The sequence below is a fragment of the Aestuariispira ectoiniformans genome (genome assembly GCF_025136295.1).
Lineage (GTDB): Bacteria > Pseudomonadota > Alphaproteobacteria > UBA8366 > Aestuariispiraceae > Aestuariispira_A > Aestuariispira_A ectoiniformans.
In genome coordinates this window covers 2,738,607-2,764,616 of the sequence record NZ_CP062788.1, presented here as the reverse complement: position 1 = coordinate 2,764,616, position 26,010 = coordinate 2,738,607, and the positions used below count along the sequence as shown (strand labels likewise).

General features: G+C 53.9%; 25 protein-coding genes. 8 read left to right on the top strand and 17 right to left on the bottom strand.

What is annotated here, in order from left to right:
- The 5 genes from trpD to lexA all read left to right on the top strand — a co-directional run bounded on the left by trpD (position 1) and on the right by lexA (position 4,387).
- Complete coding sequence (trpD, locus tag IF205_RS12900) at positions 1-1,047, top strand: anthranilate phosphoribosyltransferase (protein WP_259779771.1); 1,047 nt, start codon at positions 1-3, stop codon at positions 1,045-1,047.
- Positions 1,040-1,840 carry an indole-3-glycerol phosphate synthase TrpC gene (gene trpC, locus IF205_RS12895; RefSeq protein WP_259779770.1) on the top strand — a complete coding sequence of 267 codons (801 nt, stop codon included), beginning with the start codon at positions 1,040-1,042 and terminating at the stop codon, positions 1,838-1,840. Before trpD ends, trpC begins: the two co-directional genes overlap by 8 nt.
- A gap of 18 nt (positions 1,841-1,858) precedes the next feature.
- Entirely contained in the window at positions 1,859-2,338 is a 480-nt protein-coding gene (gene moaC, locus IF205_RS12890) for a cyclic pyranopterin monophosphate synthase MoaC (protein WP_259779769.1), read from the top strand.
- Positions 2,335-3,555, top strand: a complete 1,221-nt coding sequence (locus IF205_RS12885) for a molybdopterin molybdotransferase MoeA (protein WP_259779768.1) — start codon at positions 2,335-2,337, stop codon at positions 3,553-3,555. Before moaC ends, IF205_RS12885 begins: the two co-directional genes overlap by 4 nt.
- A 136-nt stretch (positions 3,556-3,691) precedes the next feature.
- Positions 3,692-4,387 (top strand): transcriptional repressor LexA, encoded by a 696-nt coding sequence (lexA, locus tag IF205_RS12880; RefSeq protein WP_259779767.1) that lies wholly within the window; start codon positions 3,692-3,694, stop codon positions 4,385-4,387.
- Between the two features lie 6 nt (positions 4,388-4,393).
- On the opposite strand, the gene IF205_RS12875 is transcribed toward lexA, so the two are convergent.
- Positions 4,394-6,484: a ComEC/Rec2 family competence protein gene (locus IF205_RS12875; RefSeq protein WP_259779766.1), complete on the bottom strand. Its 2,091-nt coding sequence runs from the start codon at positions 6,482-6,484 to the stop codon at positions 4,394-4,396.
- A 152-nt stretch (positions 6,485-6,636) separates the two neighbouring features.
- On the opposite strand from IF205_RS12875, the gene gltX reads away from it, so the two are divergent.
- The 3 genes from gltX (at position 6,637) to IF205_RS12860 (ending at position 10,853) form a co-directional block, all read left to right on the top strand.
- Positions 6,637-8,031 (top strand): glutamate--tRNA ligase, encoded by a 1,395-nt coding sequence (gene gltX / locus IF205_RS12870; RefSeq protein WP_259779765.1) that lies wholly within the window; start codon positions 6,637-6,639, stop codon positions 8,029-8,031.
- Between the two features lie 164 nt (positions 8,032-8,195).
- Positions 8,196-9,509 carry a citrate synthase gene (gltA, locus tag IF205_RS12865; RefSeq protein WP_259779764.1) on the top strand — a complete coding sequence of 438 codons (1,314 nt, stop codon included), beginning with the start codon at positions 8,196-8,198 and terminating at the stop codon, positions 9,507-9,509.
- A gap of 99 nt (positions 9,510-9,608) precedes the next feature.
- The gene (locus IF205_RS12860; protein ID WP_259779763.1) at positions 9,609-10,853 is read left to right on the top strand and encodes an IS1182 family transposase; all 1,245 of its coding nucleotides are present in this window, start codon (positions 9,609-9,611) and stop codon (positions 10,851-10,853) included.
- 122 nt (positions 10,854-10,975) lie between these two features.
- On the opposite strand, the gene gloA is transcribed toward IF205_RS12860, so the two are convergent.
- The 16 genes from gloA to rpsB all read right to left on the bottom strand — a co-directional run bounded on the left by gloA (position 10,976) and on the right by rpsB (position 25,910).
- On the bottom strand, positions 10,976-11,389 hold the full coding sequence (gloA, locus tag IF205_RS12855; RefSeq protein WP_259779762.1) for a lactoylglutathione lyase: 414 nt from the start codon (positions 11,387-11,389) through the stop codon (positions 10,976-10,978).
- Positions 11,390-11,416: 27 nt separating this feature from the next.
- Complete coding sequence (lpxB, locus tag IF205_RS12850) at positions 11,417-12,577, bottom strand: lipid-A-disaccharide synthase (RefSeq protein WP_259779761.1); 1,161 nt, start codon at positions 12,575-12,577, stop codon at positions 11,417-11,419.
- A gap of 2 nt (positions 12,578-12,579) precedes the next feature.
- A complete protein-coding gene (locus tag IF205_RS12845; RefSeq protein ID WP_259779760.1) occupies positions 12,580-13,413 on the bottom strand; it encodes an LpxI family protein in 834 nt (277 codons plus the stop codon).
- Positions 13,406-14,206 carry an acyl-ACP--UDP-N-acetylglucosamine O-acyltransferase gene (gene lpxA, locus IF205_RS12840; RefSeq protein ID WP_259779759.1) on the bottom strand — a complete coding sequence of 267 codons (801 nt, stop codon included), beginning with the start codon at positions 14,204-14,206 and terminating at the stop codon, positions 13,406-13,408. Before lpxA ends, IF205_RS12845 begins: the two co-directional genes overlap by 8 nt.
- Positions 14,206-14,670: a 3-hydroxyacyl-ACP dehydratase FabZ gene (fabZ, locus tag IF205_RS12835; RefSeq protein WP_259779758.1), complete on the bottom strand. Its 465-nt coding sequence runs from the start codon at positions 14,668-14,670 to the stop codon at positions 14,206-14,208. The genes lpxA and fabZ overlap by 1 nt, the downstream gene beginning before the upstream one ends.
- 6 nt (positions 14,671-14,676) lie before the next feature.
- Positions 14,677-15,696, bottom strand: a complete 1,020-nt coding sequence (gene lpxD, locus IF205_RS12830) for a UDP-3-O-(3-hydroxymyristoyl)glucosamine N-acyltransferase (RefSeq protein WP_259779757.1) — start codon at positions 15,694-15,696, stop codon at positions 14,677-14,679.
- Between the two features lie 12 nt (positions 15,697-15,708).
- Entirely contained in the window at positions 15,709-16,290 is a 582-nt protein-coding gene (locus tag IF205_RS12825) for an OmpH/Skp family outer membrane protein (protein ID WP_259779756.1), read from the bottom strand.
- On the bottom strand, positions 16,290-18,599 hold the full coding sequence (gene bamA / locus IF205_RS12820; RefSeq protein WP_259779755.1) for an outer membrane protein assembly factor BamA: 2,310 nt from the start codon (positions 18,597-18,599) through the stop codon (positions 16,290-16,292). Before bamA ends, IF205_RS12825 begins: the two co-directional genes overlap by 1 nt.
- A gap of 163 nt (positions 18,600-18,762) precedes the next feature.
- The gene (gene rseP, locus IF205_RS12815) at positions 18,763-19,875 is read right to left on the bottom strand and encodes an RIP metalloprotease RseP (protein ID WP_259779754.1); all 1,113 of its coding nucleotides are present in this window, start codon (positions 19,873-19,875) and stop codon (positions 18,763-18,765) included.
- 11 nt (positions 19,876-19,886) lie between these two features.
- Positions 19,887-21,050 carry a 1-deoxy-D-xylulose-5-phosphate reductoisomerase gene (gene dxr / locus IF205_RS12810; RefSeq protein ID WP_259779753.1) on the bottom strand — a complete coding sequence of 388 codons (1,164 nt, stop codon included), beginning with the start codon at positions 21,048-21,050 and terminating at the stop codon, positions 19,887-19,889.
- Between the two features lie 3 nt (positions 21,051-21,053).
- Complete coding sequence (locus IF205_RS12805) at positions 21,054-21,824, bottom strand: phosphatidate cytidylyltransferase (RefSeq protein WP_259779752.1); 771 nt, start codon at positions 21,822-21,824, stop codon at positions 21,054-21,056.
- A 16-nt stretch (positions 21,825-21,840) separates the two neighbouring features.
- Positions 21,841-22,575, bottom strand: coding sequence for an isoprenyl transferase (locus tag IF205_RS12800; protein WP_259779751.1), 735 nt, complete (start codon positions 22,573-22,575; stop codon positions 21,841-21,843).
- 31 nt (positions 22,576-22,606) lie between these two features.
- Positions 22,607-23,164, bottom strand: coding sequence for a ribosome recycling factor (gene frr, locus IF205_RS12795; RefSeq protein ID WP_259779750.1), 558 nt, complete (start codon positions 23,162-23,164; stop codon positions 22,607-22,609).
- A gap of 67 nt (positions 23,165-23,231) precedes the next feature.
- Positions 23,232-23,963 carry a UMP kinase gene (gene pyrH, locus IF205_RS12790; RefSeq protein WP_259779749.1) on the bottom strand — a complete coding sequence of 244 codons (732 nt, stop codon included), beginning with the start codon at positions 23,961-23,963 and terminating at the stop codon, positions 23,232-23,234.
- A gap of 98 nt (positions 23,964-24,061) precedes the next feature.
- Entirely contained in the window at positions 24,062-24,988 is a 927-nt protein-coding gene (tsf, locus tag IF205_RS12785; RefSeq protein ID WP_259779748.1) for a translation elongation factor Ts, read from the bottom strand.
- A gap of 127 nt (positions 24,989-25,115) precedes the next feature.
- On the bottom strand, positions 25,116-25,910 hold the full coding sequence (gene rpsB / locus IF205_RS12780) for a 30S ribosomal protein S2 (protein ID WP_259779747.1): 795 nt from the start codon (positions 25,908-25,910) through the stop codon (positions 25,116-25,118).
- Between the last annotated feature and the right edge of the window lie 100 nt (positions 25,911-26,010).

Sequence of the window (26,010 nt, the reverse complement as noted above, 5' to 3'; positions counted from 1 at the left end):
ATGGCAGCGCAAGATGTGAACTTTAAAGACCTACTCGCCGCTGTTTCCCGTGGGGAAACGCTCAATGTTGACGATGCGGCAACCGCTTTTGACATTATGATGTCTGGCGATGCAACTCCCTCCCAGATGGGGGCCTTTCTCATGGCCCTCAAGGTTCGTGGTGAAACGGTAGAGGAAATTACCGGCGCCGTGCAGGCCATGCGTAAACGCGCCTTAAAACTCAAGGCCCCTGAGGATGCGATAGATATTGTCGGCACAGGCGGCGATATGGCCCATACCTATAACATTTCGACTGCAACCGCGCTGGTTGTCGCCGGTGCTGGTATTCCTGTTGCAAAACACGGAAACCGCGCCGCATCCTCCCGCTCCGGCACTGCGGATGCCTTGTCCTGTCTTGGCGTTGACTGGGAAGCCCCCATTGAGAATGTGGAACGCTCCATTCGCGAAGCCCATATCGGCTTCCTGATGGCGCAGCGCCATCACGGTGCCATGCGCAACGTCGGCCCCACCCGGGTTGAACTGGGCGTACCGACCATCTTCAATATGCTGGGCCCGCTTTCCAACCCGGCGCAGGTGAAGCGATACCTGGTCGGCACCTATCGCAAAGACAGCGTCGATATGATGGCCCAGTCCCTTGCCAATCTGGGTGCGGAAAGCGCCTGGGTCGTACATGGTGCAGACGGTTTGGACGAATTGAGTTCAACCGGCGTTTCCATGGTGACCGAATATAAAAACGGCAAAATGAACCATTTTGAGGTCGCGCCTGAAGATGCCGGGCTTCCCAGGGCCACCCTGGAAGATTTACGCGGCGGCACGCCTGAGGAAAACGCCCAGGCTATTCGCAACCTTCTGGATGGAAAGCCGGGGCCGTATCGAGATGTGGTGCTGCTCAACGCGGCGGCAGCGATTATTGTCTCCGACAAGGCTAATAATCTGAAAGACGGTGTCGCGATTGCAGCCGAATCCATCGACAAGGGCCGCGCCCGGCAATCCCTGGAAACACTGGTCGCCATCACAGGCCAAAAAGAAGAAGAAAACGATGAGTGACGTTCTCACCAAAATCTGCGCAGACAAACGTGATCATATCGCCTCATGTAAGGCCTTGATTTCTGACGACGAAATCAAGGACCGCGCGGCGAAAGGGCCGCGCCCCCGCGGTTTTTACAATGCATTGAAAGCCAAAGCGGATGCAGGTGAATACGGGCTGATCGCCGAGATCAAAAAGGCCTCTCCCTCCAAAGGATTGATCAGGGAAGATTTCGCACCGGCAAAGCTGGCCAGGGACTATCGTAGTGGCGGTGCGACCTGCCTGTCCATCCTGACCGACGTCCCCTATTTCCAGGGCAGTGATGATTACCTGACGGCGGCACGTATGGTTGTCGACCTGCCGGTCTTGCGCAAGGATTTCATGCTAGACCCGTATCAGGTCTATGAAGCCCGTGCCATTGGTGCTGATTGTATCTTGCTTATCATGGCCGCCCTTGACGATGAAAAGGCCGTCGAACTGGAAACGGTCGCATTCAACCTGGGAATGGATGTCCTGGTGGAAGTGCATAATGCGGAAGAACTTGACCGCGCATTGAAGCTGAAGTCCCCTCTCCTGGGCGTAAATAACCGTAATCTCAAGACCTTGGAAATCGACCTTGCGACAACGGAAGAGCTTTCTTCCCGTGTTCCGGAAGACAAGTTGTTGATTGCAGAAAGCGGACTTTACGCCCCTGCGGACCTTGCACGCATGTCAAAGGTCGGGGCCAACTGCTTCCTCGTCGGAGAATCCCTGATGCGGCAGGCGGATGTCACGGCGGCAACCAGAGCTTTGCTCAGCCGTGCAGCAGACTAGATACCTGGCAGGACAGAGATGGGAAAACTGACGCATATTGATGAGCAGGGAAACGCCGTCATGGTCGACGTTTCCCCGAAAGACGAAACCGAACGAGTTGCGACGGCACGCGGCAGCATCCTGATGCAGCCGGAAACCCTTTTGCTGATCAAGGAGGGCGGTGTCAAAAAGGGCGATGTCCTAACTGTGGCGCAACTGGCCGGAATCATGGGGGCAAAAAGGACGCCAGACCTGATACCGCTTTGCCATCCGCTTGCCCTCACCTCCGTCAAGGTAACGCTGTCGCTGTCTCAGGACAGTAATGCGGTCGACATCGAGGCCACCTGCAAACTCAAAGGGCGCACCGGCGTTGAAATGGAAGCTTTGACCGCCGTCTCGGTCGCTGCATTGACCGTATACGATATGGTCAAGGCAGCAGACAAAAGCATGCGCATTACCGATATTGAACTGGTTTACAAAGCTGGTGGTAAATCCGGAGAATATAGAGCTTCGAAATGATTTCTGTAGATGATGCACGCACTCGTATTCTAGCCGCTCTTGGGCCCCTTCCCGCCGAACAGATTTCTATACGCAACGCCTTGGGACGTGTTCTGGCAGAAGACGTAAAGGCGCGGCGCACGCAACCACCGACAGCCGTATCCGCAATGGATGGCTACGCTGTGCGCGCCTGTGATATCCCGTCTCCGGGCACAGAACTCGAGATTATTGGTGAGGCTCCTGCGGGCGGCGTATGCGACAGGCCCGTCGGCGAAGGTCAGGCGGTGCGCATTTTCACCGGCGGTCCGATGCCCGAAGGTGCGGATGCCGTTGTCATGCAGGAAGATACGGAAAAGCCCAACGAGAGTACCGTCCGGATCAATCTGCCTCCCCACTCCGGGAAATTTGTCCGTGCGGCCGGGCTGGACTTTGCAGAGGGGCAAACCCTGCTTGAAGCCGGTCAGACACTAAGCGCGCGTGATGTGGGCCTCCTTGCAGCAATGAATGTGCCGTGGATCATGGTGCACCGCCGCCCCCGCGTGGCAATTCTTGCAACGGGAGACGAGATCGTCATGCCGGGTGAGCCAATGGGTCCCAGCCAGATCGTCAGCTCCAACAGCCTTGGCCTTGCCGCCACGTTGGAGGCACTGGATTGCGACCCCATCCTTCTGGGCGTTGCACGCGATAACGCGGAACACCTGAAATCCATGGCGTCTGCGGCGGCATCTGCCGATCTGCTGATCACCACTGGCGGCGCCTCTGTTGGCGACCACGATCTTATCCAGTCTGTATTGGGGGAAACGGGGCTGCAGGTTGATTTCTGGAAAATCGCCATGCGACCGGGAAAACCTTTGATTTTCGGTCACCTGAACCAGACACCGATGATCGGATTGCCCGGCAACCCGGTTTCAACGCTGGTTTGCAGTACCGTCTTCGTTGCACCGGCCGTTGCCAAGCTGAGCGGAAAGGCCTCTGAGGCGTTTACACATCGCAGTAAAGCGGTCCTGGACTGCGATATTCCGCAAAATGACCACCGGGAAGAATACATGCGGGCGGTCTTCACGAATGCTCCCGGCGAATCACTGCGCGTCAAACCCTTTGAAAAGCAGGATAGCTCCATGCTTTCCCGCCTGTCAGGCGCCGGTTGCCTGGTCGTTCGACCAGCCCATTCAGCTCCGATGAAAGCCGGTCAACTTGTTGATATCATACAATTCCCCTCGTCTCATCGAATCCTGTAGAACCGACCGGCCGCGGTCGTTGACTGGACGTGGAACTTGACAGGAACAAAGAACACAAATAGAACAGATGTGAGTTTTCATTTTGTTCTAAATACTTGACCCGAAGCGCAACCGCCAAGGGCGCCGGGAGAGAAGAATGCTGACACGCAAGCAACACGACCTTTTGATGTTCATTCATGACCGTCTGCATCAGGATGGCGTTTCCCCTTCCTTCGATGAGATGAAGGAAGCCCTGAATCTCAAGTCGAAGTCCGGGATTCACCGTCTCATTACCAGCCTGGAAGAACGTGGTTTCGTCCGCCGCCTTCCCCATCGCGCCAGAGCGCTTGAGGTTATCCGTCTGCCGGAAAACACCGACAGAGAGCAGTTGCCGATACGAAACCGGAAAGTCGAGACGCTTCGCCGTCAGGAAATCGGCGGGCATAGCCAGCCCCCGGAAGTTGCCAATGCTGCGGTACAACTGCAACTTTATGGCCGGATTGCCGCCGGTACGCCAATCGAAGCCCTGCGCGACCCCTCCATGACGGTGGAGGTTCCAGCCGCCCTTCTGGGTAAAGGGGATCATTATGCCCTGGAAGTTGACGGTGATTCCATGATCAACGCCGGTATCATGGATGGTGATACAGTCATTATCGAGCGCACGGAAACAGCAGACAGCGGCGATATTGTCGTTGCTCTTGTGGAACGTGAAGAAGTGACGCTTAAGACCCTGCATAAGAAGGGAAAATCCGTTGAACTTGAACCGGCAAACCCCAAGTATAAAACTCGTATCTATGGCCCGGATCAAATTGATGTCCAGGGGCGCCTTGTCGGCTTGTTGAGAAAATACTGATCAACCCTAACGGTCCGAAAAGCCGCTCCATGGGCGCAATCCGCTTTCTTGGCGAAAAGTTACCAGTTCAGGTGATGTTGACCACGGGTAGCGCCCTTTCAGATAGATCGCATATCCCCCGTTTTTCTTTAGCGCCTGCCGGTCGATCAGGATAGTAGGTCGTCGACAGCGACTGCGGGGGACTGTCGTCGTCGGGGCAAGCAAGATGTCCGCATAGCTACAGTCCTCCAACAGGGCGAGTTCCTTATCCACGATCCCGGCGACGATGCCGCCTTCCAAAGCCGCAGAACACGCAAGAGTATCGCAACGAATCATTCCCCCGGGCCAACTCGTTTCACGTTCGGGAAAAGCAATTGCCCGTTGCCCGCCTAGATGATTGAGCCATAACTCTGCGACATATCCCTCACGCTTCAATGTGGAATAATAGATATCGTCATCCGTTGCCCGTATGGCCACGAGGCGGCCATTGCCGGAAATCAGGAAATCAGGCGGTGGAAACAGGGGTGCGATTGAGATTCCCCCGACAATTCCAATCATACCCAGCCAACGTTTTTTCCCATGACAGAGGCAAAGTACCAGTCCGCCGGAAACAATTATAGAGAGCGACCAGGAATGCAGGGGCGTCAGTTGAATTTGGGCTCCTTCAATGCCGGAGACCCATCCGGAAACTGACAGGATCAGTTCCAGCCCCTTATGAAGCGGCCAAGCCAACAGGGCCAGTGCTCCTGCCGGCAAAATCAGGGCAGCAAAGACAGTTACAATTAAAAGCGGCATGACAACAAATGCCATCAATGGAATTGCCACCAAATTGCCAAGCAATCCATAAGGCGCAACCTGTCCGAAATGATGCCAGGCAAATGGTGCCGTTGCCATGGATGCAACCAGTGTCGTTAAGGAGAGTAGTAGAAAATAGCCTGCTGCACGGCGGAAAACCGTTTTCCTGATTGCGGAGTTGAATTGCTGCATTATCGGCGTTTCAAAGAATGCGACGAGTGCGGTGACCGCGGCAAACGATAGTTGAAAACTGGGACTCAACAACGCTTCGGGCCGTAAAACCAAAATAACGATTGCCGCAAATGCAACCAGTCTCAACGAAATGGGTGTGCGATCGATAATCACCGCCAACATCGCCAGAAAGGCCATCAGAAAGGCACGCTGTGTCGGAATCGTGATACCTGCCAGCAGCAGATAACCCAACGCCCCCGCAATCGCGAACAAGGCAGCCCATTTCTTTATCGGATATCGAAGGGCAAGAGGCTCTATGGAAGCAAGCAAGGCTCTCGAGGTGGAAAACAGGCAAATGACCACCAGCATCATATGCAATCCCGAAATAGCCAGCAAATGAGCAAGCCCGGCAGCACGCAACTCTTCTCTGACCTCTGGTGCTATTCGGCTACGATCACCGATGGACAATGCAACAGCCAATCCCGCCGTCCGGTCATCATCCATGGCCTTGAACAAGGCTTCGCCTACATTGTCCCGAAGGCGATTAACCAGAATCCACAGGCTGTCCGTAACCGCTGACTGTAGGGGGGTGAGCCGTCTGACAGGCTCCCCCAAAGTAAAACCAACGGCCCCGATCCGCATAAACCAGGCACGTCTGGTAAAATCATATACCCCCGGCACAGAGGGCTGAGGAGGCGATCGAAGTACGGCAAGTCCTTGAATGAAATCACCGATGTTCAACTTTCCAGATGACCTTGTTTTAAGCCTGATACGTTCGGGCGTATCTTCATGTCCGATTTTCTTCAAAGTGACCTGATCCAGGGTCAATCTGTCTCCGTCATCGAAATGTTCAATCTGGATGATACGGCCGTAAAAGGAATGCTTCCCTTCCCAATGGTGCGGCAGCACGGGCGCAGCCACGACCATTGTGCGGCCCTGCGCCGCAGCAAATCCAACTACGGCACATAACAGCAATATGCCGGAAATACGCATTGCATCGCGTTGAATAGTAAAAACAAACAGCAACAGACCGAGGCCAACAGTCAAGGCGATAGGAAATGTCACAATTGCCGGAGGTTCAAACGGCAACTGGAAATAAACAGCAATCCCGATCGCCAGGGCTATCGGGCTGAAAACAAATATTCTATCCACGCGCCGCCACCATCGGCTGCTCCCCCCACTATTCCCGACGATCTGTGTCCATAGGACGGCAATCACCCTATAAGTGCTTTGCGCACCTGGGGTTAAGTATGATAAACCGCAGCCAGTTTCTGCAAAATATGTCTTAAGAAAAGGGGCACGGTATGACCGTTGTAACTCGTTTTGCGCCCTCGCCTACCGGATTTCTTCATATCGGCGGTGCGCGGACAGCTCTTTTTAACTGGCTTTACGCCAAACACCATGGTGGCAGGTATCTGCTGCGTATCGAAGATACCGACCGCCAGCGGTCAACCACGGAAGCCATTGACGCCATCAAGGATGGCCTGTCCTGGCTTGGATTGATGTCTGATGAGGACGTCGTTTTCCAATCCCAGAATGCCGGCCGTCATATGGAAGTTGCGCACCGCCTCGTAGAGGAAGGCAAGGCATATTATTGCTACTGCTCGCAGGAAGAGCTGGACGAAATGCGCCAGACCGCCCGCGCGGAAGGCCGTCCCATGCGTTACAATGGCATGTGGCGCGACCGCTCCCCTGATGAGGCGCCAGAAGGTGTGGACCCGGTTGTGCGCGTCAAAATGCCGACCGAAGGCGAAACGACGATTGTCGATCTCGTCCAGGGATCTGTCACGATCCAGAATCAGCAGTTGGACGATTTCATTCTGCTCCGTGCCGATGGTTCGCCGACCTATATGCTGTCGGTTGTCGTCGATGATCACGACATGGGAATCACCCATGTGATCCGGGGAGATGACCACCTGACAAATGCCTTCCGCCAGTATCATCTGTACAAGGCCTGCGGCTGGGAAACACCGAAATTTGCGCATATCCCGCTTATTCATGGCCCGGATGGAGCAAAACTTTCAAAACGCCACGGTGCCCTGGGGGCAGAAGCATACCGCGATTTGGGATACCTGCCGGAAGCCCTTAACAATTACCTGCTGCGTCTTGGCTGGGCACATGGTGATGATGAAATCATTTCGCAGGAACAGGCCATTGAATGGTTCGACCTGGACGCGGTTGGTAAATCCCCGGCACGGTTCGACTTTGCGAAATTGGAAAATCTGAATGGCCACTACATTCAGGAAGCTGATAACGAGCGTCTTGTGTCCCTGATTGAGCCACTGATGCCGGTTGCGGTCGATGATACCGGACGTGCGCGCCTGCTGGCGGGTATGGATGGTCTGAAGACCCGGGCAAAGTTAATTACCCATCTTGCTGAAAATTCCGCCTTCTACCTGGTTCCGCCGCAATTCCCGCTGATCAATCCAAAAGCAGCCAAGCTTCTGAAAGAAGGTTCTTCCGCCCTGCTGAAGGAATTGGCAGACCATCTGGAAGGCCATGGTGATTGGACCGAGGAAGCCTTGGAACAGGCCATGCGGGAGTTCGGAGAAGCGCGGGACCTTGGCTTTGGCAAGGTTGCCCAGCCGGTCCGTGCCGCCCTCACCGGGTCGAATATGTCTCCCGGCCTATTCGAAGTAATGGAAGTTCTGGGACGTGACGAATGTCTGTCACGAATGCGGGCAGTTCCCGAAAACTAGGACCTTCGAACAAAATTTGCAGCCGCATTTGATTTCCAGTGCGGCTGCACCTATATTGTGCACTGCAAAAGAACGGGGCCAATCCGAAAAAAAACGTAATAATCAAAAATTGGCAGCAAACTATAAAAAACTGGCTGCCGCACTTTACAAAGGAGGTTGAGACTATGACCCAGGACAACTCCAGTACTGGCAACGAACATGTCACTCTGGTGGATCACGCCACCGGCAACAGCTATGATCTGCCGGTCATTGGCGGCACGATGGGGCCAAAAGTCATCGACGTTCGCAAACTCTATGGCCAAACGGGCTACTTCACCTATGACCCGGGCTATACCAGTACAGGTTCCTGTGATTCCGCAATCACCTTCATTGATGGCGACAAGGGTGTCCTGTTGCACCGTGGATATTCCATTGAAGAGTTGGCGGAAAACAGTGATTTTCTGGAAGTAGCCTATCTGCTTCTTCATGGCGATCTTCCGAACAAAGCGGACAAAGAGAAATTCAACACAACCATCACCTATCACACGATGGTTCATGAACAGATGATGAATTTCTTCCGTGGTTTCCGTCGCGATGCCCACCCGATGGCGATCATGGTCGGGGTTGTTGGCGCATTGTCCGCCTTCTACCATGACTCCACGGATATCAACGACCCGCACCAGCGCATGGTGGCATCGCATCGCCTGATTGCGAAAATGCCGACCCTTGCTGCGATGGCCTACAAATATTCCGTCGGCCAGCCGTTCGTCTATCCGCAAAACAAGCTCTCCTATGCAGAAAACTTCCTGCATATGACCTTCAGCGTTCCTGCGGAAGATTATCAAATCAGCCCTGCCGTGGCCCGTGCTATGGACCGGATTTTCATCCTCCATGCCGACCATGAACAGAATGCATCTACGTCGACGGTCCGAATTGCCGGTTCTTCCGGTGCCAATCCGTTCGCCTGCATTGCCGCAGGGATTTCCTCGCTTTGGGGACCGGCACATGGCGGCGCCAACGAAGCCGTTCTGAACATGCTGAACCAGATCGGCGACAAGAAGAACATTCCGGAATTTATTGCACGCGCGAAGGACAAGAATGACCCGTTCCGCCTGATGGGCTTTGGTCATCGCGTCTACAAAAACTTCGATCCGCGCGCCGGTGTGTTGAAGAAGTCCTGCCATGAGGTGCTTGCCGAGCTGGGTGTTGATGATCCCCTGCTGGAACTGGCCATGGAACTGGAACAGATCGCCTTGCAGGACGACTATTTTGTGGAACGCAAATTGTTCCCGAATGTCGACTTCTATTCCGGTATCATTTTGAAAGCTATTGGCTTCCCGACCAGCATGTTCACCGTGCTTTTCGCTCTGGCCCGTACTGTCGGCTGGGTTGCCCAGTGGAACGAAATGATCACCGATCCGAACCAGAAGATCGGCCGTCCTCGCCAGCTTTACAAAGGCGAGACACCGCGTTCATTCATGTCGGTGAACGAGCGTTAATAACGCTGGCAAGCAGAATGAAAAAAGGCGGGGAATTCCCCGCCTCAGACTGCTGACAAAGGTCTCGCGCAAGCGGGGCCTTTGTGATTCTATGTTTTTATGTTGAAGAAGCCCCAGCCTGAACAGGGCCGACTTGAGATGGTGACATTGGAGGGTCTGGTGCCTGCGGATCACCTGCTTCGCAAGATCGATGCGGTGATCGACTTTTCGTTTATCCACGACCGGGTGGCCGGTCTGTATTGCGCGGATAACGGCCGCCCGGCGCTGGACCCGGTGATGCAGTTCAAGGCGCTGTTCATCGGCTACCTGTTCGGCATCCGCTCGGAGCGGCAGTTGGCGCAGGATATCTTCGATCACATTGTCGAACAGGCGATTGCCAAGGGTCTTGTGGACGGCACGGTGCTTTATACCGACAGCACCCATCTGAAGGCCAATGCCAACAAGAACAAATGGGACAGCCAAGTGGTAGCCAAGTCCCGGGCCGACTATTGGGACGCGCTGGACCTAGCGGTTGAGGAGGATCGGGCGGCCCATGCCAAAAAGCCGCTGAAGGCGAAGGAACGCGCGCCCGGGCAAAAGGAGACCAAGGTCAGCCGCACCGACCCGGAAGCCGGTTACATGGTGCGTGAAGGCAAGCCCAAGGGGTTCTTTTATCTGGATCACCGCACGGTGGACGGGCGTTATGGCATCATCACCGATACTCACGCCACCCCGGCCACTGTGCATGACAGTATCCCCTATCTGGACCGGCTCGACCGGCAGCGGGATCGCTTCGGCCTGGATGTCCAGGCGGTCGGGCTGGATGCAGGCTATGCCACGGCGGGCATCGCCAAGGGGCTGGAAGACAGGGAGATCCTCGGTGTAACCGGCTATCGCCGCCCGAGCCACCGGGCAGGCATGCTGCGCAAGCGGGACTATCAGTACGACCGGCAGTTAGACGGCTACCGCTGTCCGCAGGGCCAGCTCCTGAATTATGCCACCACCGACCGCAACGGCTATCGCCATTACAAAAGCGACCCGAAGGTCTGCGCCACCTGCCCGCTGCTTGCCTCCTGCACCGGCAGCGCCAAACACACCAAAACCGTCACCCGCCATGTCTGGCAGGATGCCCGGGAGCGCGCGGACGCCCACCGTCTCACCGACTGGGGCAAAAGGCTCTATAAAAGACGCAAGGAAACTGTAGAACGCTCCTTTGCCGACGCAAAGCAGCTCTTCGGACACCGATACGCCCGCTTCCGCGGCCTCATCGCCGTCAAAACGCAATGCCTGCTCGCCGCCGCCGCCCAAAACATCAAGAAAATCGCCCTCGCAATGGCCCCAAAAACCGAAACCAGCCCGATCTGATCGAAAGGGGACTTCTCACTCTCCCTCAAAAACAACCGGCAAACATCCAAAACTAAACCCCGCCGAATATCGACGGGGTTTGTCAACGGTCTGAGGGCGCGAGAAACTCGCGCCTTTTGTTTTTATGCCTTGGTTTCGCGCTGTATCAGTTCGATTTTATAGCCATCCGGGTCTTCAATGAAGGCGATAACCGATCCGCCATGTTTCATTGGCCCGGGTTTACGGGGAACCGGAACGCCTTCCTTTTCCAACTGCTCACAAACACCATAGATATCCGGCACGCCGACGGCGAGATGCCCAAAACCACTGCCGAGATCATAGGGTTCTTCCTGGCCCCAGTTATGGGTCAGTTCAACAACCGTGCTGTTCTCGATATCACCATATCCTACAAAGGCGAGTGTAAACTCACCTGACGGATAATCTTTTTTGCTCAGCAGAGACATACCCAGGTGACGGGTGTAAAAGTCGATGGATTTCTCCAGGTCTTTCACCCGAATCATCGTATGCAGCAAGCTGAAACCGTTTGAATCTGTCATTGTCCCCTTCCTATCTATTCCTCAGAATTACTTTTTAATCTGGCCCTCAATGACGTCCAATACAACCCGTGCGGCGCATTGACTGGGCGTTTCCGTCATATTCGGATGCAGTTTTTCCAATGCGGGAATCAGCTCGGCAATCTGCCTTTTGCCGTCTGTACCGAAAAGTGCCAAAACGTCCGTCGACAGTAATTCCGGCGTGCAGTCATTCTGAATCCGTTCCGGCACAACAAAACGATCCAGAATGGTATTCAAGAGGTGAGCGTAAGGCGTTTTCACCAGCCGCTTGGCCAGGAAATAGGTAATTGGAGAGACCTTATAGCCAATCACCGTCGGCAGTCTGGCCATCGCCAATTCCAATGCCACGGTTCCTGACGCCGCAAGGGCCACGTCACTTGCAGCCATCGCGTCATATTTCTCGATCTGACCCGAAATCATAATCGGCTGGACCGGCCAGTCTTTGACGGTTTCCTCCACCAGTTCTTTCACGCCCTCTGTCGTGGGCACCACAACATGTAGATTATCGGTATTGTCTGCAACCCGATGAACAGTTTCACCAAATACCGGCAGGAGCCGGGACACCTCACCGCGGCGGCTTCCTGGCAATACGCAAAGAATCTTATCCTCCGAGGAAATCCCATACTTTGCCCGAAATGCTGGTCCGTTCCCTTGGTCCGCACCGGATTCCAGTACGGAATGACCGACAAAATGACATGGAAGCCCGACAGCCTCGAAATACGGAGGTTCAAAAGGCAACAGCGCCAGCAGGTGGTCGAAATGTTTTTTACATTTATGGACACGCCCTGGTTTCCATGCCCAAACCGACGGGGCGACATAATGGATTTTCGGACAATCTATGTGTTGGATGCGGCCTGCCAGTTGATGTGCAAAGCCGGGAGAATCAATTGTCACGACTGCGTCCGGCGCACTCTTTTCAACCGCTTTTGCTGTCTGCTTGATCCGACGAAAAAGCTTACGTACATGAGGAAGAATTTCTACCAGCCCCATAACCGACAACTCGTGCATGGGGAACAGGCTTTTCATCCCTTCCGCCTCCATGAGCGGACCGCCAACGCCACAAAAGGTTATATCGGCGGACAAAGTCTTCAATGCGGCCATGAGACGGGCTCCGAGAGCGTCACCGGATGCTTCCCCTGCCACTAGGAAGATCTTTAAGCTCTGCGACATGCCTAATCGTCCTCTGGCAACGGGGCGACAGCTTCAACGAACAACCCCAGACGATCGGCTTCGGCGATAACCTCGTCTTGTCTTAATACGACCATTCCGCCAGCGTCGAAGGCGATTCCCCGTAATCCGGCATCGGCTGCCTGTTGAACCGTTTCCGGCCCAATGGTGGGAAGGTCCACACGGGTTTCCTGTCTCGGCTTTCGAAGTTTAACCAATATGCCGCCGGGTCCCGGCCGCTTTAGTTCAGCACATCGACTTAGCAGGGCTTCTGTGCCTTCAATAGCCTCTACCCCCAGCACCAAACCGTCCTGCACAACAACAGCCTGCCCTACGTCCGCAGGTCCCATAATACGCAAAACATCGCGGCCACGCTCTATGTCGCTCGCCGCCAGGTCATCTGCTTTCAAAGCGCCGAGCGGTCCGCAGCTTTGCATACGGGTTGCAATCAAGCTATCCGACCCGATGACATTAAAGCCGTGTTCCTCTTCCAAGAAAGATACAACGGCGCGCAGCAATCCGTCGTCTCCCAAGGATTTTGCGCCAGTCTTGAGGAGAAATTTCATCGCCACGGAATCCGGGCGAAGTTCCGACAAGGAAGGCCGATGCACCTTGCCTGCCAAGACCAGAGTCGACACAGCGTTTTCGCGTAGGACTTTCAGAGACTTTCCGACCGCTCCCAGCCGAACAACCGCATGGGGGACATCGGAGAAGTCTTTTGGATCAGCCTGATTTTCAAACAGAATGACAAAAAAAGGCCGACCCTCCGTAAGACATTGGTCGACCAACAGCCGGGGAAGATCCCCTCCCCCGGCCAGTATTCCGAGTTTATCAGTCATTCCCCTTTGAACCCGGCTGGGTCAGACCACGCGACGTCTCAGAACGGATAAAATCAACAACCCCCTGAACTGCAGGACTGTCTTTGTAGTCCACTGAAACGCTCTCAACGCGCTCACCGAGGGTTCCTTCCGAAGAAAACAAGGCCCGATAAGCGTTTCGCAGTGCATGGATTTCATCTTTGGAAACGCCTCGACGTTTCATACCGACAATGTTCAGCCCGGACAGTTGAGCCCGCTCTCCCATGACAGAGCCAAATGGAATCACATCGTTTTCCACACCGGACATGCCGCCGATCATCGCATGGGCGCCGATCCGAACAAACTGATGAACCGCAGACAGACCGCCTATAATGACGAAATCTTCCACGATCACATGCCCGGCAAGAGTGGCATTATTCGCAAGAATTACATTGTTACCGATTATGCAGTCATGAGCGACATGCGCGCCCACCATGAACAAACCGTTGTCGCCAACCTTGGTCACCATGCCGCCGCCTTGAGTACCGGGGTTCATGGTTACATGTTCGCGAATACGGTTATTCTCACCAATGATGAGTTCCGACTCTTCACCGTGGAATTTCAAGTCCTGCGGTTTCGTACCAATTGAGGCAAAGGGAAAGATCTCGGTTCCTGCGCCAATAGTCGTGCGCCCGTCGACAACAACATGGGCGTGCAACTTAACACCAGCGCCAAGTTTGCAGTCCGGACCGACAATGCAATAAGGCCCGACGGAGGCATCACCGGCAATATCCGCCTTGGTATCGACGATTGCAGTTGGATGAATATCTACCATCAAGAATCTCGGATCATAGCGGAGAAGGTCGCTTCAGCGACAACTTTCCCATCAACAAGGGCCTGTCCTTTAAACTTCCATACAGCACCACGCTGCTGTTTCTTTTCGACGTGAATTTTCATCAAATCGCCCGGCACAACAGGCCGACGGAATTTTGCATCCTCAACAGACATGAAATAAACGAGCTTGCCTTCCGATTCCGCGCCGAGGCTCGACACAACCATAACAGCGGCCGTTTGAGCCATGCTTTCTACGATCAGGACACCAGGCATGATAGGACGTTGCGGAAAATGCCCCTGAAAGTGCGGCTCACTCACGGTAACAGCTTTCACGCCGATGGCATATTCAAAGGGCTCGATTTCCTCGATTTTGTCGACAAGCAGCAACGGGTAGCGGTGCGGAATCCGCTCCATCACCTTAACAACATCAATATCTTTTAAATAATCGTCATTCGTTTCAGTCATTTTTTTCTATTCTTTTGATTTCAGTAGTTTTTTCAACATTGCATGGCCGCGAAGCCACTGCTTGACCGGTAATGCCGGATGCCCGCCAACCTTAGCCCCGGCAGGCAGGCTTTGCGTGACGCCCGCCTTTCCCGCAATCTGACATCCTGTACCGATTCGAATATGGCCGGCGATACCTACCTGTGCACCACAGACGACAAAATCTTCCAGGACCGCGCTGCCAGCAACACCACTCATTGCAGCAAGAATACAGCCTTTTCCAAGTTTTACGTTATGGCCAATTTGCACCAGATTATCGATCTTACACCCTGTTGAAATCTCGGTATCTCCGGCAGCACCGCGGTCGACAGTAGAATTCGCCCCGATTTCCACAAAATCACCGATAACCACGCGACCGATCTGTGGCATATCCACAGCGCCTTGCGGGCCAACAGCAAAACCAAACCCACGTGTGCCAATTCGAACGCCAGGGTGCAGATTCGCATGGCTGCCGATAAAACAGTGAGAGAGATAGCTGGTCGAGCCAATTCGGGAGTGCGGTCCAACCTTCACCCCCTTCTCGATCACAGTATGGGCGCCAATATGGCAGTTGTCGCCAATTTCAACGTTTTCCGCGATAACCACACCGGCGTCGATACGGCACCCACTGCCAATAATCGCTGTATCATCAATTTCCGCGCTTGCATGAACGTTTGGGACCACAGCGGGCACCGGATAGAAATAGCTGGATGCCAATGCGAAGGTCAGATAGGGCGTTGGTGTTACCAGGCCGACAACGCCTTGGGGCAGCCTTTCAACATAGGAAGCCTCCAGGATTACTGCCCCTGCTTTCGTTGTCGCCAGCGCTGGAACATATTTCTTGTTATCCAGGAAAGAAATGTCATCTGCCCCAGCGCTATCCAATGTTGCGACATCGATCACCAGTTTCTCCGCTGCGGCGTTATCGCTCAACTGCGCACCAATCTGGGTTGCCAGATCGGCAAGCAGTATCGGCTTGGACTTGGTGAAAAAACGATGGTCAGCCATGAGAACTTGTCTTTACTGGGACGTACCAGACGGGTCCGGCAAGCTCACCGATTGGATCGTCGCATCAAGGCCTTTAAGGGCTTTCTCGTCAATAGACAGCGACGTATCAGCGGCCAGAACAGATGTTGTCCGGCTGCCGTTTTCAAGGATCAGATCAATGTCCGAGTCCTTCATCAACTTTCTCAGGACCTGGCGCAGGGCATCATGTATCTGCGACCGTGCAACACCATAGGCGTGCTCAAGCTTCTGCTTCCTGATGTTCACTTGCCGTTGCAGTTGCAGACGTTCCTTCTGGAACTCTTTCGATTTCGCCGCGAATGCTTCACCACTGAGAATGCTTTCCTGGCTCTTCAAATCTTTTGCTTTTGCTTCCAACTCAGCCTGGATTCTCTGAACCTCGGCCTGAAGTTTAGAGCGTTCGGCATCAATTTGCTTACTTAGGCTTTTCCAGGCAACAGAGCTGCGTTCAACCTTTTCAACATTGATTGTCGCAATCACCGTCGTTCCGGTTCCTGCAGCATAACCCACATTTGGGATCGTCGCGGTTGCGATCCCCAAGGCCAAGATGCTTGCACTAGCGAACTTTTTTAACATTAGAACCTCGTTCCAAAGCTGAAGCGGAACACTTCGGTTTCATCGAAGTCTTCCTTGAGGAGGGCCTGGGCGAAATCAACACGGACCGGTCCGAATGGAGACTTCCAGTTCACGCCGACCCCCACCGATGCCCGGACGCTATCGACATCCTTGATGTTGCTGCCGGTCTCGTCCACGTCGCGAAGGGTACCAAAATCGGAGAATGCGGCACCAGTAAGGCCAAATTCGTCCGGCAACCCGAGCGGGAACCGCAATTCGACGGACCCCGATGCGTATTGGTTGCCCCCGAGCGCATCTTTGGTCGAAACATCGCGGGGCCCGACACCGCCGCTCTCAAAACCGCGCAGATCATCACCACCCAAGTAAAAACGGTCGTTCAAACGAACGTCTTCACCCAAGCCAACAATATGTCCGATGCTAGCACCCGTGATCAGATAAGTCGATTTCGTAAACGGATAGTAGTAGGAGCCGGTAATTTTGGTACGGAAGAAATTCACCGTACCACCGAGGCCCGCCACATCATTGCTGAGCGATAGTTTATAGCCGCTAGTCGGGTCCGCTTTACTGTTACGGCGGTCGTAGGACAGTGTGTGGCCAACGGACGAAACACTTTCCGTGCCTTCCTGCGCCTTAACATATATCGATGCGCTGTCATCCACATTCTTGATGGTTTCCCGAGAGAAACGATAATGCAAAGACTGCGACCAATAGTCTGTAATATTGTACCCAAGGCGTAGCGCGCCACCGGTCTCACGGGAGTCGTAAGAAGAACGATCCTGTTCGTCCTTGACTGTGTGGAAGGCGTCAAAGCCCGCTGACAGCTCTTTGTCGAGGAAATATGGTTCCGTGAAGGAGAGGTCCAGGGTCGTTTCTTTCTGGCCGAGGCTGGTCGCAACTTTAAGATCCTGGCCTTTACCCAGCAGGTTTCGTTCACGGAACGCCACTTCCCCAAGCAAACCGCTCGTGGTGGAGAAACCGGCGCCAACAGAAATTTCACCGGTCGACTGCTCTTCCACATCAACCTGAACAATAGTGCTGTCAGGTCGGCTTCCGGGAATATTGTTCACTTCTGCGGATTTGAAGAAACCCAGTGCACGAATGCGGTCTCGCGACCGACGCAGTTTGGCCGTATTGAAAGCATCACCTTCAACCAACTGGAATTCGCGACGAATGACTTTATCCATGGTGCGGACGTTGCCGCGAATATCAATTCGCTCAACGTAGACTTTAGGCGCATCCAGAATTTCGAAGGTGATGTTGATCGTTTTATTTTCACGGTCACGTTCGATCACCGGCCGGATGTCGACGAAAGCATATCCTTTACTCCCGACGAAATCGGTCATTTTAAGGATCGTCTCATCAACCTGGTCGGCATTGTACCAGTCGCCGCTTTTCAGTTCGAGCATCTGCTTCAAGGGTTCCGGATCAATATCCTTGATCTTCGAAACCACATTGAAATCGCCAAACCGGTACCGATCCCCCTCTTCCACCGTAAAGGTCAGGAAAAAGCCGGTGCGGTCTTCAGACAGTTCGGCGACGGCAGACGAGACCCGGAAATCGGCAAAACCATTTGCCAGATAGAAACGCCGGAGGAGTTCCCGGTCGAAGGTCAGCTTATCCGGATCATAGGTATCCGCACTACTCAGGAAACGGTACCATCTCGTCTCCTTCGTGATGATTTCATCACGAAGTGCACTGTCGGAGACAAACCTGTTCCCAATGAAGCTGATCTTGTGAACGCCGGTATCCGGACCTTCTTCAATTTCATAAACCAGATCGACACGATTCTGGCCTTTCTGGATTACCTTCGGTTCTACGCGGGCTGCGAAACGACCGCTGCGGCGATAGACTTCCAGAATTCGACGAACATCACTTTGAACACGTGTGCGCGTATAAACGACACGAGGCCGCAACTGCGTCTCCGCCTCAAGGACGTCGTCCTTAACGCGTTTGTTCCCTTCGAAGGCAACCCGGTTAATAATCGGGTTTTCCACAACCCGGATGACAATATCCCGGCCTTCCTGGTGAATCGCGACGTCGGCAAACAGGCCCGTCGCAAAAAGCGTTTTCAGAGACTTGTTGATGCGTGAGGCATCAATCGGGTCGCCTTCTTTAAGGGCGAGATAAGACAATACAGTTTCGCGTTCAATTCGCTGTGCGCCCTGCACGACGATATTACGAACGGTAGCCTGTCCCGGCTTTGGCCGTATTGGTGCATTATTTTCCGGTGCAGCACCACCTTCAGCAGGCTCCGGTGCGATTACCGGTGGCACTGACTGTGCGTAAACCAGCGGGATCTGGCTTACCATTCCCCCAACGAGCGAAACAACAAACACCTTTGCGGTGCGTTTCCCCATACCCTCAAAGAAGCGCAACACTCTGCTCCTAGACTGACTCTAAATATTTTATTGTCGCTTTGAATAACAATAAAATAGGCTTAGTACCAGAAGGTAATAATGATTTTTATCACCATCAGGAATTCAATATGTCATTGGCTGTAAACAGAACCATCACCGCCAGTAACAGACTGACGCCAATTCGGAGACTAATCTCCTGAATTCGTGCATTAACAGGGCGCCCTAGAACCGCTTCAAAAACATAGAAAAGAAGATGTCCGCCATCCAGGACCGGAATTGGGAACAAGTTCAGCAGCCCCAGATTAATGGACAGGACTGCGACGAAGCCAAGAACCGCGACGAAACCGATTTCACCTACATCCTTTGACATTTGAGCAATGCGCACCGGACCGCCGGCATCGTTCAGGTTCCCATGCCCGGAAATGAGCCCCATCACCCCCTTAAAAGTTTCTGCAGTGACAGTTCCAGTATGCATGACAGATTGTATCGCCGCCTCAGCCAGCGGTAGTTTCTCGTAATGGATTCCCGGCGCGGCCACTCCAAGCCGATATACGCTTACTGTCTGGCCGTCTGCGGTTTCCACGTCCTCTTTTCTGGGCGATGCTGCTAACTGAAGAGCCTGATCATTCCGCCAGATATCAAAGTGTAGCAGGCGCCCATCACTTTCAGACACGATACGAACAAGATCGGTGAAATCACTGATTTCTTTGCCCTCTACCGCGAGAATACGGTCGCCGGACTGGAACCCTGCCTCTTCCGCAGCGGATCCTTTCACAACGCTGGCAATTCCTGTCTCTTTGAAATCGGGAAACACAGGTTGACCGATACTGACAAACAGTCCGAAGAATACAACAATAGCCAGCAGGAAATTGGCGACCGGCCCAGCCGCGACGATCGCCGCACGCTGTCCAACGGATTTATGCGCGAAAGAGACCGCTTGTTCCGCCGCGGTAATGCTTTGGTCCTCACGCTGGTGTTCTTCGGTTGACGCACTTCCCTCGCCGAACATCTTGACGTAGCCACCAAGCGGGAAAAGCGAGACTTTCCAACGTGTGCCCTTTGAATCCGTCCAGCCGAACAATTCAGGGCCGAATCCGATGGAGAATACCTGTACATGCACGCCACACCAGCGGGCCACCAGATAGTGCCCCATCTCATGCACGAATATCAGAATGCCAAGGACAATAACAAAATTGCCATAACCGATTGATGCAAAAAAACTATCCATTGAGCATTCCACTAAGACATTTCATCAAGCTTACGGGATGCAAGCCGCCTGACGATGCCGTCGAGGGCAATCACATCGTCCACTGAAGAAATTGGAAGCATTTCCTGATGATTCAAGCAGTCTTCCACAATATTCGTAATATCAAGAAACCTGATCCGATCATCAAGGAAGGCAGCGACTGCTATTTCATTGGCTGCATTCAGGGTTACAGTTGCTGACATCCCTGCCGCATGCGCTTCACGTGCAAGGCGCAGAGCTGGGAATTTTTTATAATCCGGCGCCTCAAAATCCATCCTAGAAAGCTTAACAAAATCAAGCTTTTCAACCGGTGCATCCATACGATCCGGCCACCCCAGGCAATATGCGATCGGCGTACGCATGTCTGGCGACCCAAGTTGGGCCAGAATGGAGCCATCGGCATATTCCACCATTGAGTGGATCACCGATTGGGGATGAACCAGAATGTCGATCTTTTCAGCAGGCATATCAAATAGATAACAGGCCTCGATGAATTCCAGTCCCTTATTCATCATGGTCGCGGAATCAATGGAGATCTTTGCCCCCATGCTCCAATTCGGATGGGCAAGCGCCTGCGCCCGCGTAGCGGATGCCATCACCTCACGGTTGACCGTCCTGAACGGCCCCCCGGACCCCGTCAGAACCAGCCGTTCGATCTTTTCCCGCTGGGTATTCTCAAAGACCTGGAAAATGGCATTATGTTCGGAATCAACAGGCAAGAAGGTTGTGCCATACTTCCGTATATCAGCCATCATCAGGTCGCCGGCACAAACAAGGCATTCCTTATTGGCAAAAGCCACGGTCTTACCCTGCTGAACAGCCGTCATTGTCGGCTGAAGACCTGCCGCACCAACAATTGCGGCCATTGTCCAGTCAACCGGCAGCGCCGAGGCCTCCACGATGCCTTCCTGACCGCACAGAACGGAAATACCTGTCCCGGCCAGTGCATCGCAGAGCGCGCCATATCGCGAACTGTCGGCAATTGCGACTACCTGCGGGGAAAATTCCCTCGCCAGGGAAGCCAAAGCCTCAACATTTGAGTTGGCAGTCAGCGCACCAATTTCGAACTGGTCACGATTTCGCCGAATCAAGTCAACCGTGCTTTGGCCTACCGAACCGGTTGCTCCCAGGATCGTTACGCGCTTTTTATCAGACATAAGTCACAGACCGTTACTATAGAGAAGCAGCAGGAATAGCCAAATAGAAGCAGACAAAAACCCATCGAGGCGATCCAGGACGCCACCATGACCGGGAATCAGGTGGCTGGAATCCTTCACGCCAGCACGGCGCTTCATGCTGGACTCGAGCAAATCGCCCATTTGCGCCACGATGGTGACAGACGCCCCGACAACAGCAAAAAGAACTAGTGGTTTTTCCAGATAAGCTGCGAAACAAACAGCTGCCAAAGACGACGCCAACATACCGCCAATCAGGCCCGCCCAGGTTTTGTTCGGGCTGATTTTAGGGGCCAGTTTTGCGCCACCAATAGTCTTGCCGGCAGCATAGGCACCAACATCGGTCATAACCACCATAGCACAAAGCCACAGGAAGGTTGCCAGCCCGTCGCTCGAAACACGCAGATACCATGCGGCATAAAAAGCGACGCTCATGTATACCGCACCAAAGCCGGTTAAAAGCGCTGTTGAGCGACCTGACCTGATACCAAGGAAGCCCCCAATGGCAAATAGGGCAAGTCCTCCCCAAATCATGGCAGGTAACGGATATTGGTGCAGGCCATAGGTTCCGGCCAGAACCAACACGGCAAGCGCTACTCCAATCCAGCGGCGGCTTTCGCCGCTGATCGTAGCCCACTCCAGGCAGCTTAAGACGGCCAAAACGGCCAGAAGCCCCAAAAATGCCTCGCCGCCTAACCAGACGGGAACCAGGGTTACCGGCAAAATGACCAATGCGGAAAGAACACGCTTTGCCAAGCCGCCACTCTTGACCTTAGCGGTTGTGGACGACGGCTCCATATCTACGCTCGCGTTTGCTGTAATCTCTAATTGCCTGGCCTAGGTCTTCTTCACTGAAGTCAGGCCAGAACTTGTCAACGAAAGTGAACTCCGTATAAGCCATTTGCCAAAGCAGGAAGTTGCTTATGCGCTGCTCGCCACTTGTCCGGATCAGCAGGTCCGGGTCGGGTATTCCACCCGTATACAAATGGGCGGCGAATACTTCCTCATCAATCGCTTCGGGATTGATCAATCCCATTGCGGCCGACTGTGCCAATTTCCTGGCCGCCGATGCTATTTCTTCGCGCGCGCCATAACTAAGCGCAAGAACAAGCGTCATACGACTGTTCTCTGCTGTCATCTCTTCAGCATCTTCGATCAGACGAATGATGTCGGGTGCCAGACGCTTCCTGTCTCCAATAACCTTGAAACGGATGTCCTTGCCGTGCAGCTCTGCGATCTCGGCCTTCAGATACCGGCGCAACAGACCCATCAGGTCTCTTACTTCCTCTTCCGGCCGCTTCCAGTTCTCGGATGAGAAACTATACAAGGTCAGATAACTGACACCAGCCGATGCAGCAGCTTCGACAATTCGGCGTACGGCATCCGCACCGGCACGGTGTCCCGCCACTCTCGGCAAGCCACGGGATTTCGCCCAGCGCCCATTGCCGTCCATTATGACGGCAATATGCGTTGGTACCTGCTCTGTATCGCTACTGTTATTCGTCATCCGAAAAGACCACCTGCTGCTCTAGGCAAAATCAGACCTGCATGATCTCTTCTTCTTTTGCCACGAGTGCTTCATCAACTTTTTTGATGTGATCGTCTGTCAGTTTCTGGATCTGATCCGACAGGCGATGTGCATCATCCTTGCTAATGTCACCGTCCTTTTCGGCTTTTTTAAGATGATCCATACCATCGCGACGCACGTTGCGAACGGCAACTCGGGCGGCTTCGGCGTAACGCCCGGCAACACGGGTCAGTTCCGTACGGCGTTCTTCGTTCAGTTCTGGAATCGGGATACGAATGGCATTGCCTTCCGTCATCGGGTTCAAGCCGAGATCGGACTCGCGAATGGCCTTTTCGACGGCTTTGATCACCGTATTGTCCCAAACTGTTACCATCAGCATCCGTGCTTCAGGCACAGTTACCCCGGCCACCTGGTTCAACGGAACCATACTTCCGTAGGCGTCTACAACGATCGGATCCAGCAAACTGGCGGAAGCGCGCCCCGTGCGCAGTCCCGCAAACTCGTGCGACAGCGCATCCAGGGCGCCATCCATGCGTCGTTGCAGATCCTTCAAATCGATGTCAGCCATGTTATTACTCCCAATTAGGAATCTCTTGTTATTAGCATAAGGTCACTTAGAAGGAATGCAGCCTTCTTCAAACATTCTCAGTGACGATTGTATAACGCCCTTCGCCGCGAATAACACGGGCAAACCCACCTTCATTGAAGATGCTGAACACAACGATCGGGATGTTATTGTCACGGCTAAGAGCAATAGCGGAGGCGTCCATAACCTTCAAGTCATCCGTTAGAACCTGGCGATAGGTCAACCTGTCATAGCGCGTGGCGCTGGGGTCTTTCATCGGGTCCGCGGAATAAACGCCGTCCACCTTCGTCGCCTTCAGCATCGCATCGCAGTCCATTTCGGACGCGCGCAGAGCAGCGGCTGTATCCGTGGTAAAGAAGGGGTTACCGGTTCCGGCAGCAAAGATCACAACCCGGCCCTTTTCCATGTGACGCACAGCACGCCGGCGGATGTAAGGCTCGCATACAGACTGCATCGGAATGGCAGACAACACACGCGTATAGATACCAAGGCCTTCCAGAGCGCTCTGCATTGCCAGGGCATTCATTACGGTGGCCAGCATGCCCATATAGTCCGCGGTCGTGCGTTCCATACCCTGGGCCGCCCCGGAGACGCCGCGGAAGATGTTGCCGCCACCGATCACCACGCAGATCTCAACCCCCATTTCCTGGACACTGGCGATTTCCTTGGCAACACGGGCAACGGTTTCCGGGTCCAGCCCGAATTCCTGGTCTCCCATGAGGGCCTCACCGGAAATCTTCAACAAAACACGTTTGAATTTGGGGGATGCTGGTTCAGACATTGCTTTCCGGTCTCCGCAATTGCAGCTCGATCTATGGATTTAACAAAATAAAGGCCGCCTCTGCAATCGAGAGGCGGCCTTCTTACGCGACTTAGCGATTAGCCCTGCACCGCAGCAGCAACTTCCGCGGCAAAGTCGTCTTCTTTCTTCTCGATGCCTTCGCCCAGTTCGTAACGGGCATAGCCAACCAGTTTGACCGGTGCGCCAGCATCCTTGGCTGCGTTTTCAACAACCTTGGCAACCTTGGTCTCGCCGTCGATCACAAAGGTCTGATCCAACAGGCAGATTTCTTCGTAATACTTACGAATACGGCCTTCGATCATTTTTTCGATGATTTCTTCCGGCTTGCCGGATTCGCGAGCCTGTTCCACCAGAACAGCACGTTCACGGTCCAAAACGGCCGGATCAACGGAGTCGCGATCCAAGAATTCCGGACGGGCAGCAGCAACATGCATGGCAATCTGCTTACCGAGGCCTTCCAGAACAGCCTTGTCACCTTCGGATTCCAGCGCAACCAGAACACCGATCTTACCCATGCCCGGCTTCAGTGCGGAATGGATGTAGGAAGCAACAACACCGTTGGAAACGGAAAGAGAAGCGCAACGACGGAAGCTCATGTTCTCGCCGATGGTTGCAATGTTGTCGGTCAGCTGGTCTGCAACGGAACGGCCGGTGCCCGGATAGTCAGCAGCCAGAACAGCATCCTGGTCGCCGTCTTTTTCAAGAACGACTTTGGCAACGTTTGCAACGTAGTCCTGGAACGTTTCGTTACGGCCTACAAAGTCGGTTTCCGCGTTAACTTCCAGCAGGGCGCCCTTGTTGCCTTCAGCAACGGCAGCCACCAGGCCTTCAGCCGCAACACGACCGGATTTCTTCGCAGCCTTGGCCAAGCCCTTGGTACGCAGCCAGTCTACGGCTGCATCGAGATCACCATCGCATTCCTGCAAAGCTTTTTTGCAGTCCATCATGCCTGCGCCAGACGTATCACGAAGTTCCTTCACCTTGGCGGCGGTAATTTCAGCCATTTCGAAAACCTTTCAGTATCTCAATCAATTCTTACATGCCCCGCAGAACGTAGGGCAAAATTGTTACAAGATGGCAAGAAGGGCGGCGCTCTATAGCTGCCGCCCTTCCCTAACCCATATAACTGGATTAGGAAGCCGCAGCTTCTTTAGCGGCTTCTTCACCTTCAGCAGCTTCCTCTGCCACCGGCAGTTCTTCTGCAACCGGCTCAGCGGATTCACCAACGTCAACGCCGGAGCTGGCCATGGACTGCTGCAGACCATCGAGGATAGCGCCGGTCACCAGGTCACAATACAGGCTGATTGCACGCATTGCATCATCGTTACCCGGGATCGGGAAGTCGATGCCATCGGGGTTGCTGTTGGAATCAACGATTGCAACAACCGGAATGCCCAACTTGTTGGCTTCCTGAATAGCCAGAGCTTCTTTGTTCGTGTCGATCACGAACATGATGTCCGGCAGGTTGCCCATTTCCTTGATGCCGCCGAGAGCGCGGTCGAGTTTTTCCTTCTCACGCTCCAGGTTCAGGCGTTCTTTCTTGGTAACACCCAACTCGTCCTGTTCTTCCAGGGTCTTCAGGCGCTTGATGGAATTGGAAATCGTTTTCCAGTTAGTCATCATGCCGCCGAGCCAACGGTGGTTGACGAAATACTGACCGCTCTTGTTTGCTGCCTCTGCAACAATACCCTGAGCCTGACGCTTCGTACCAACGAACAGAACGCGGCCACCACCAGCAGCAACATCGCGCACAGCCTGCAGTGCGGCGTGCAGCATCGGAACAGACTGTTCCAAGTCGATGATGTGGATACCGTTGCGCTCGCCGAACAGGAACGGCTTCATTTTCGGATTCCAACGGCGTGTGGTGTGACCAAAGTGAACACCAGCTTCGAGGAGCTGACGCATGGAGAAGGTCGGCATAGCCATATGCAAATTTCCTTTATTTCCGGTTAAACCTCCGTGGGAATGGTTCGCCAACCAGCGAACACCGGTAGAGAGCACTCAATCATTTGGCGACATCTATCAC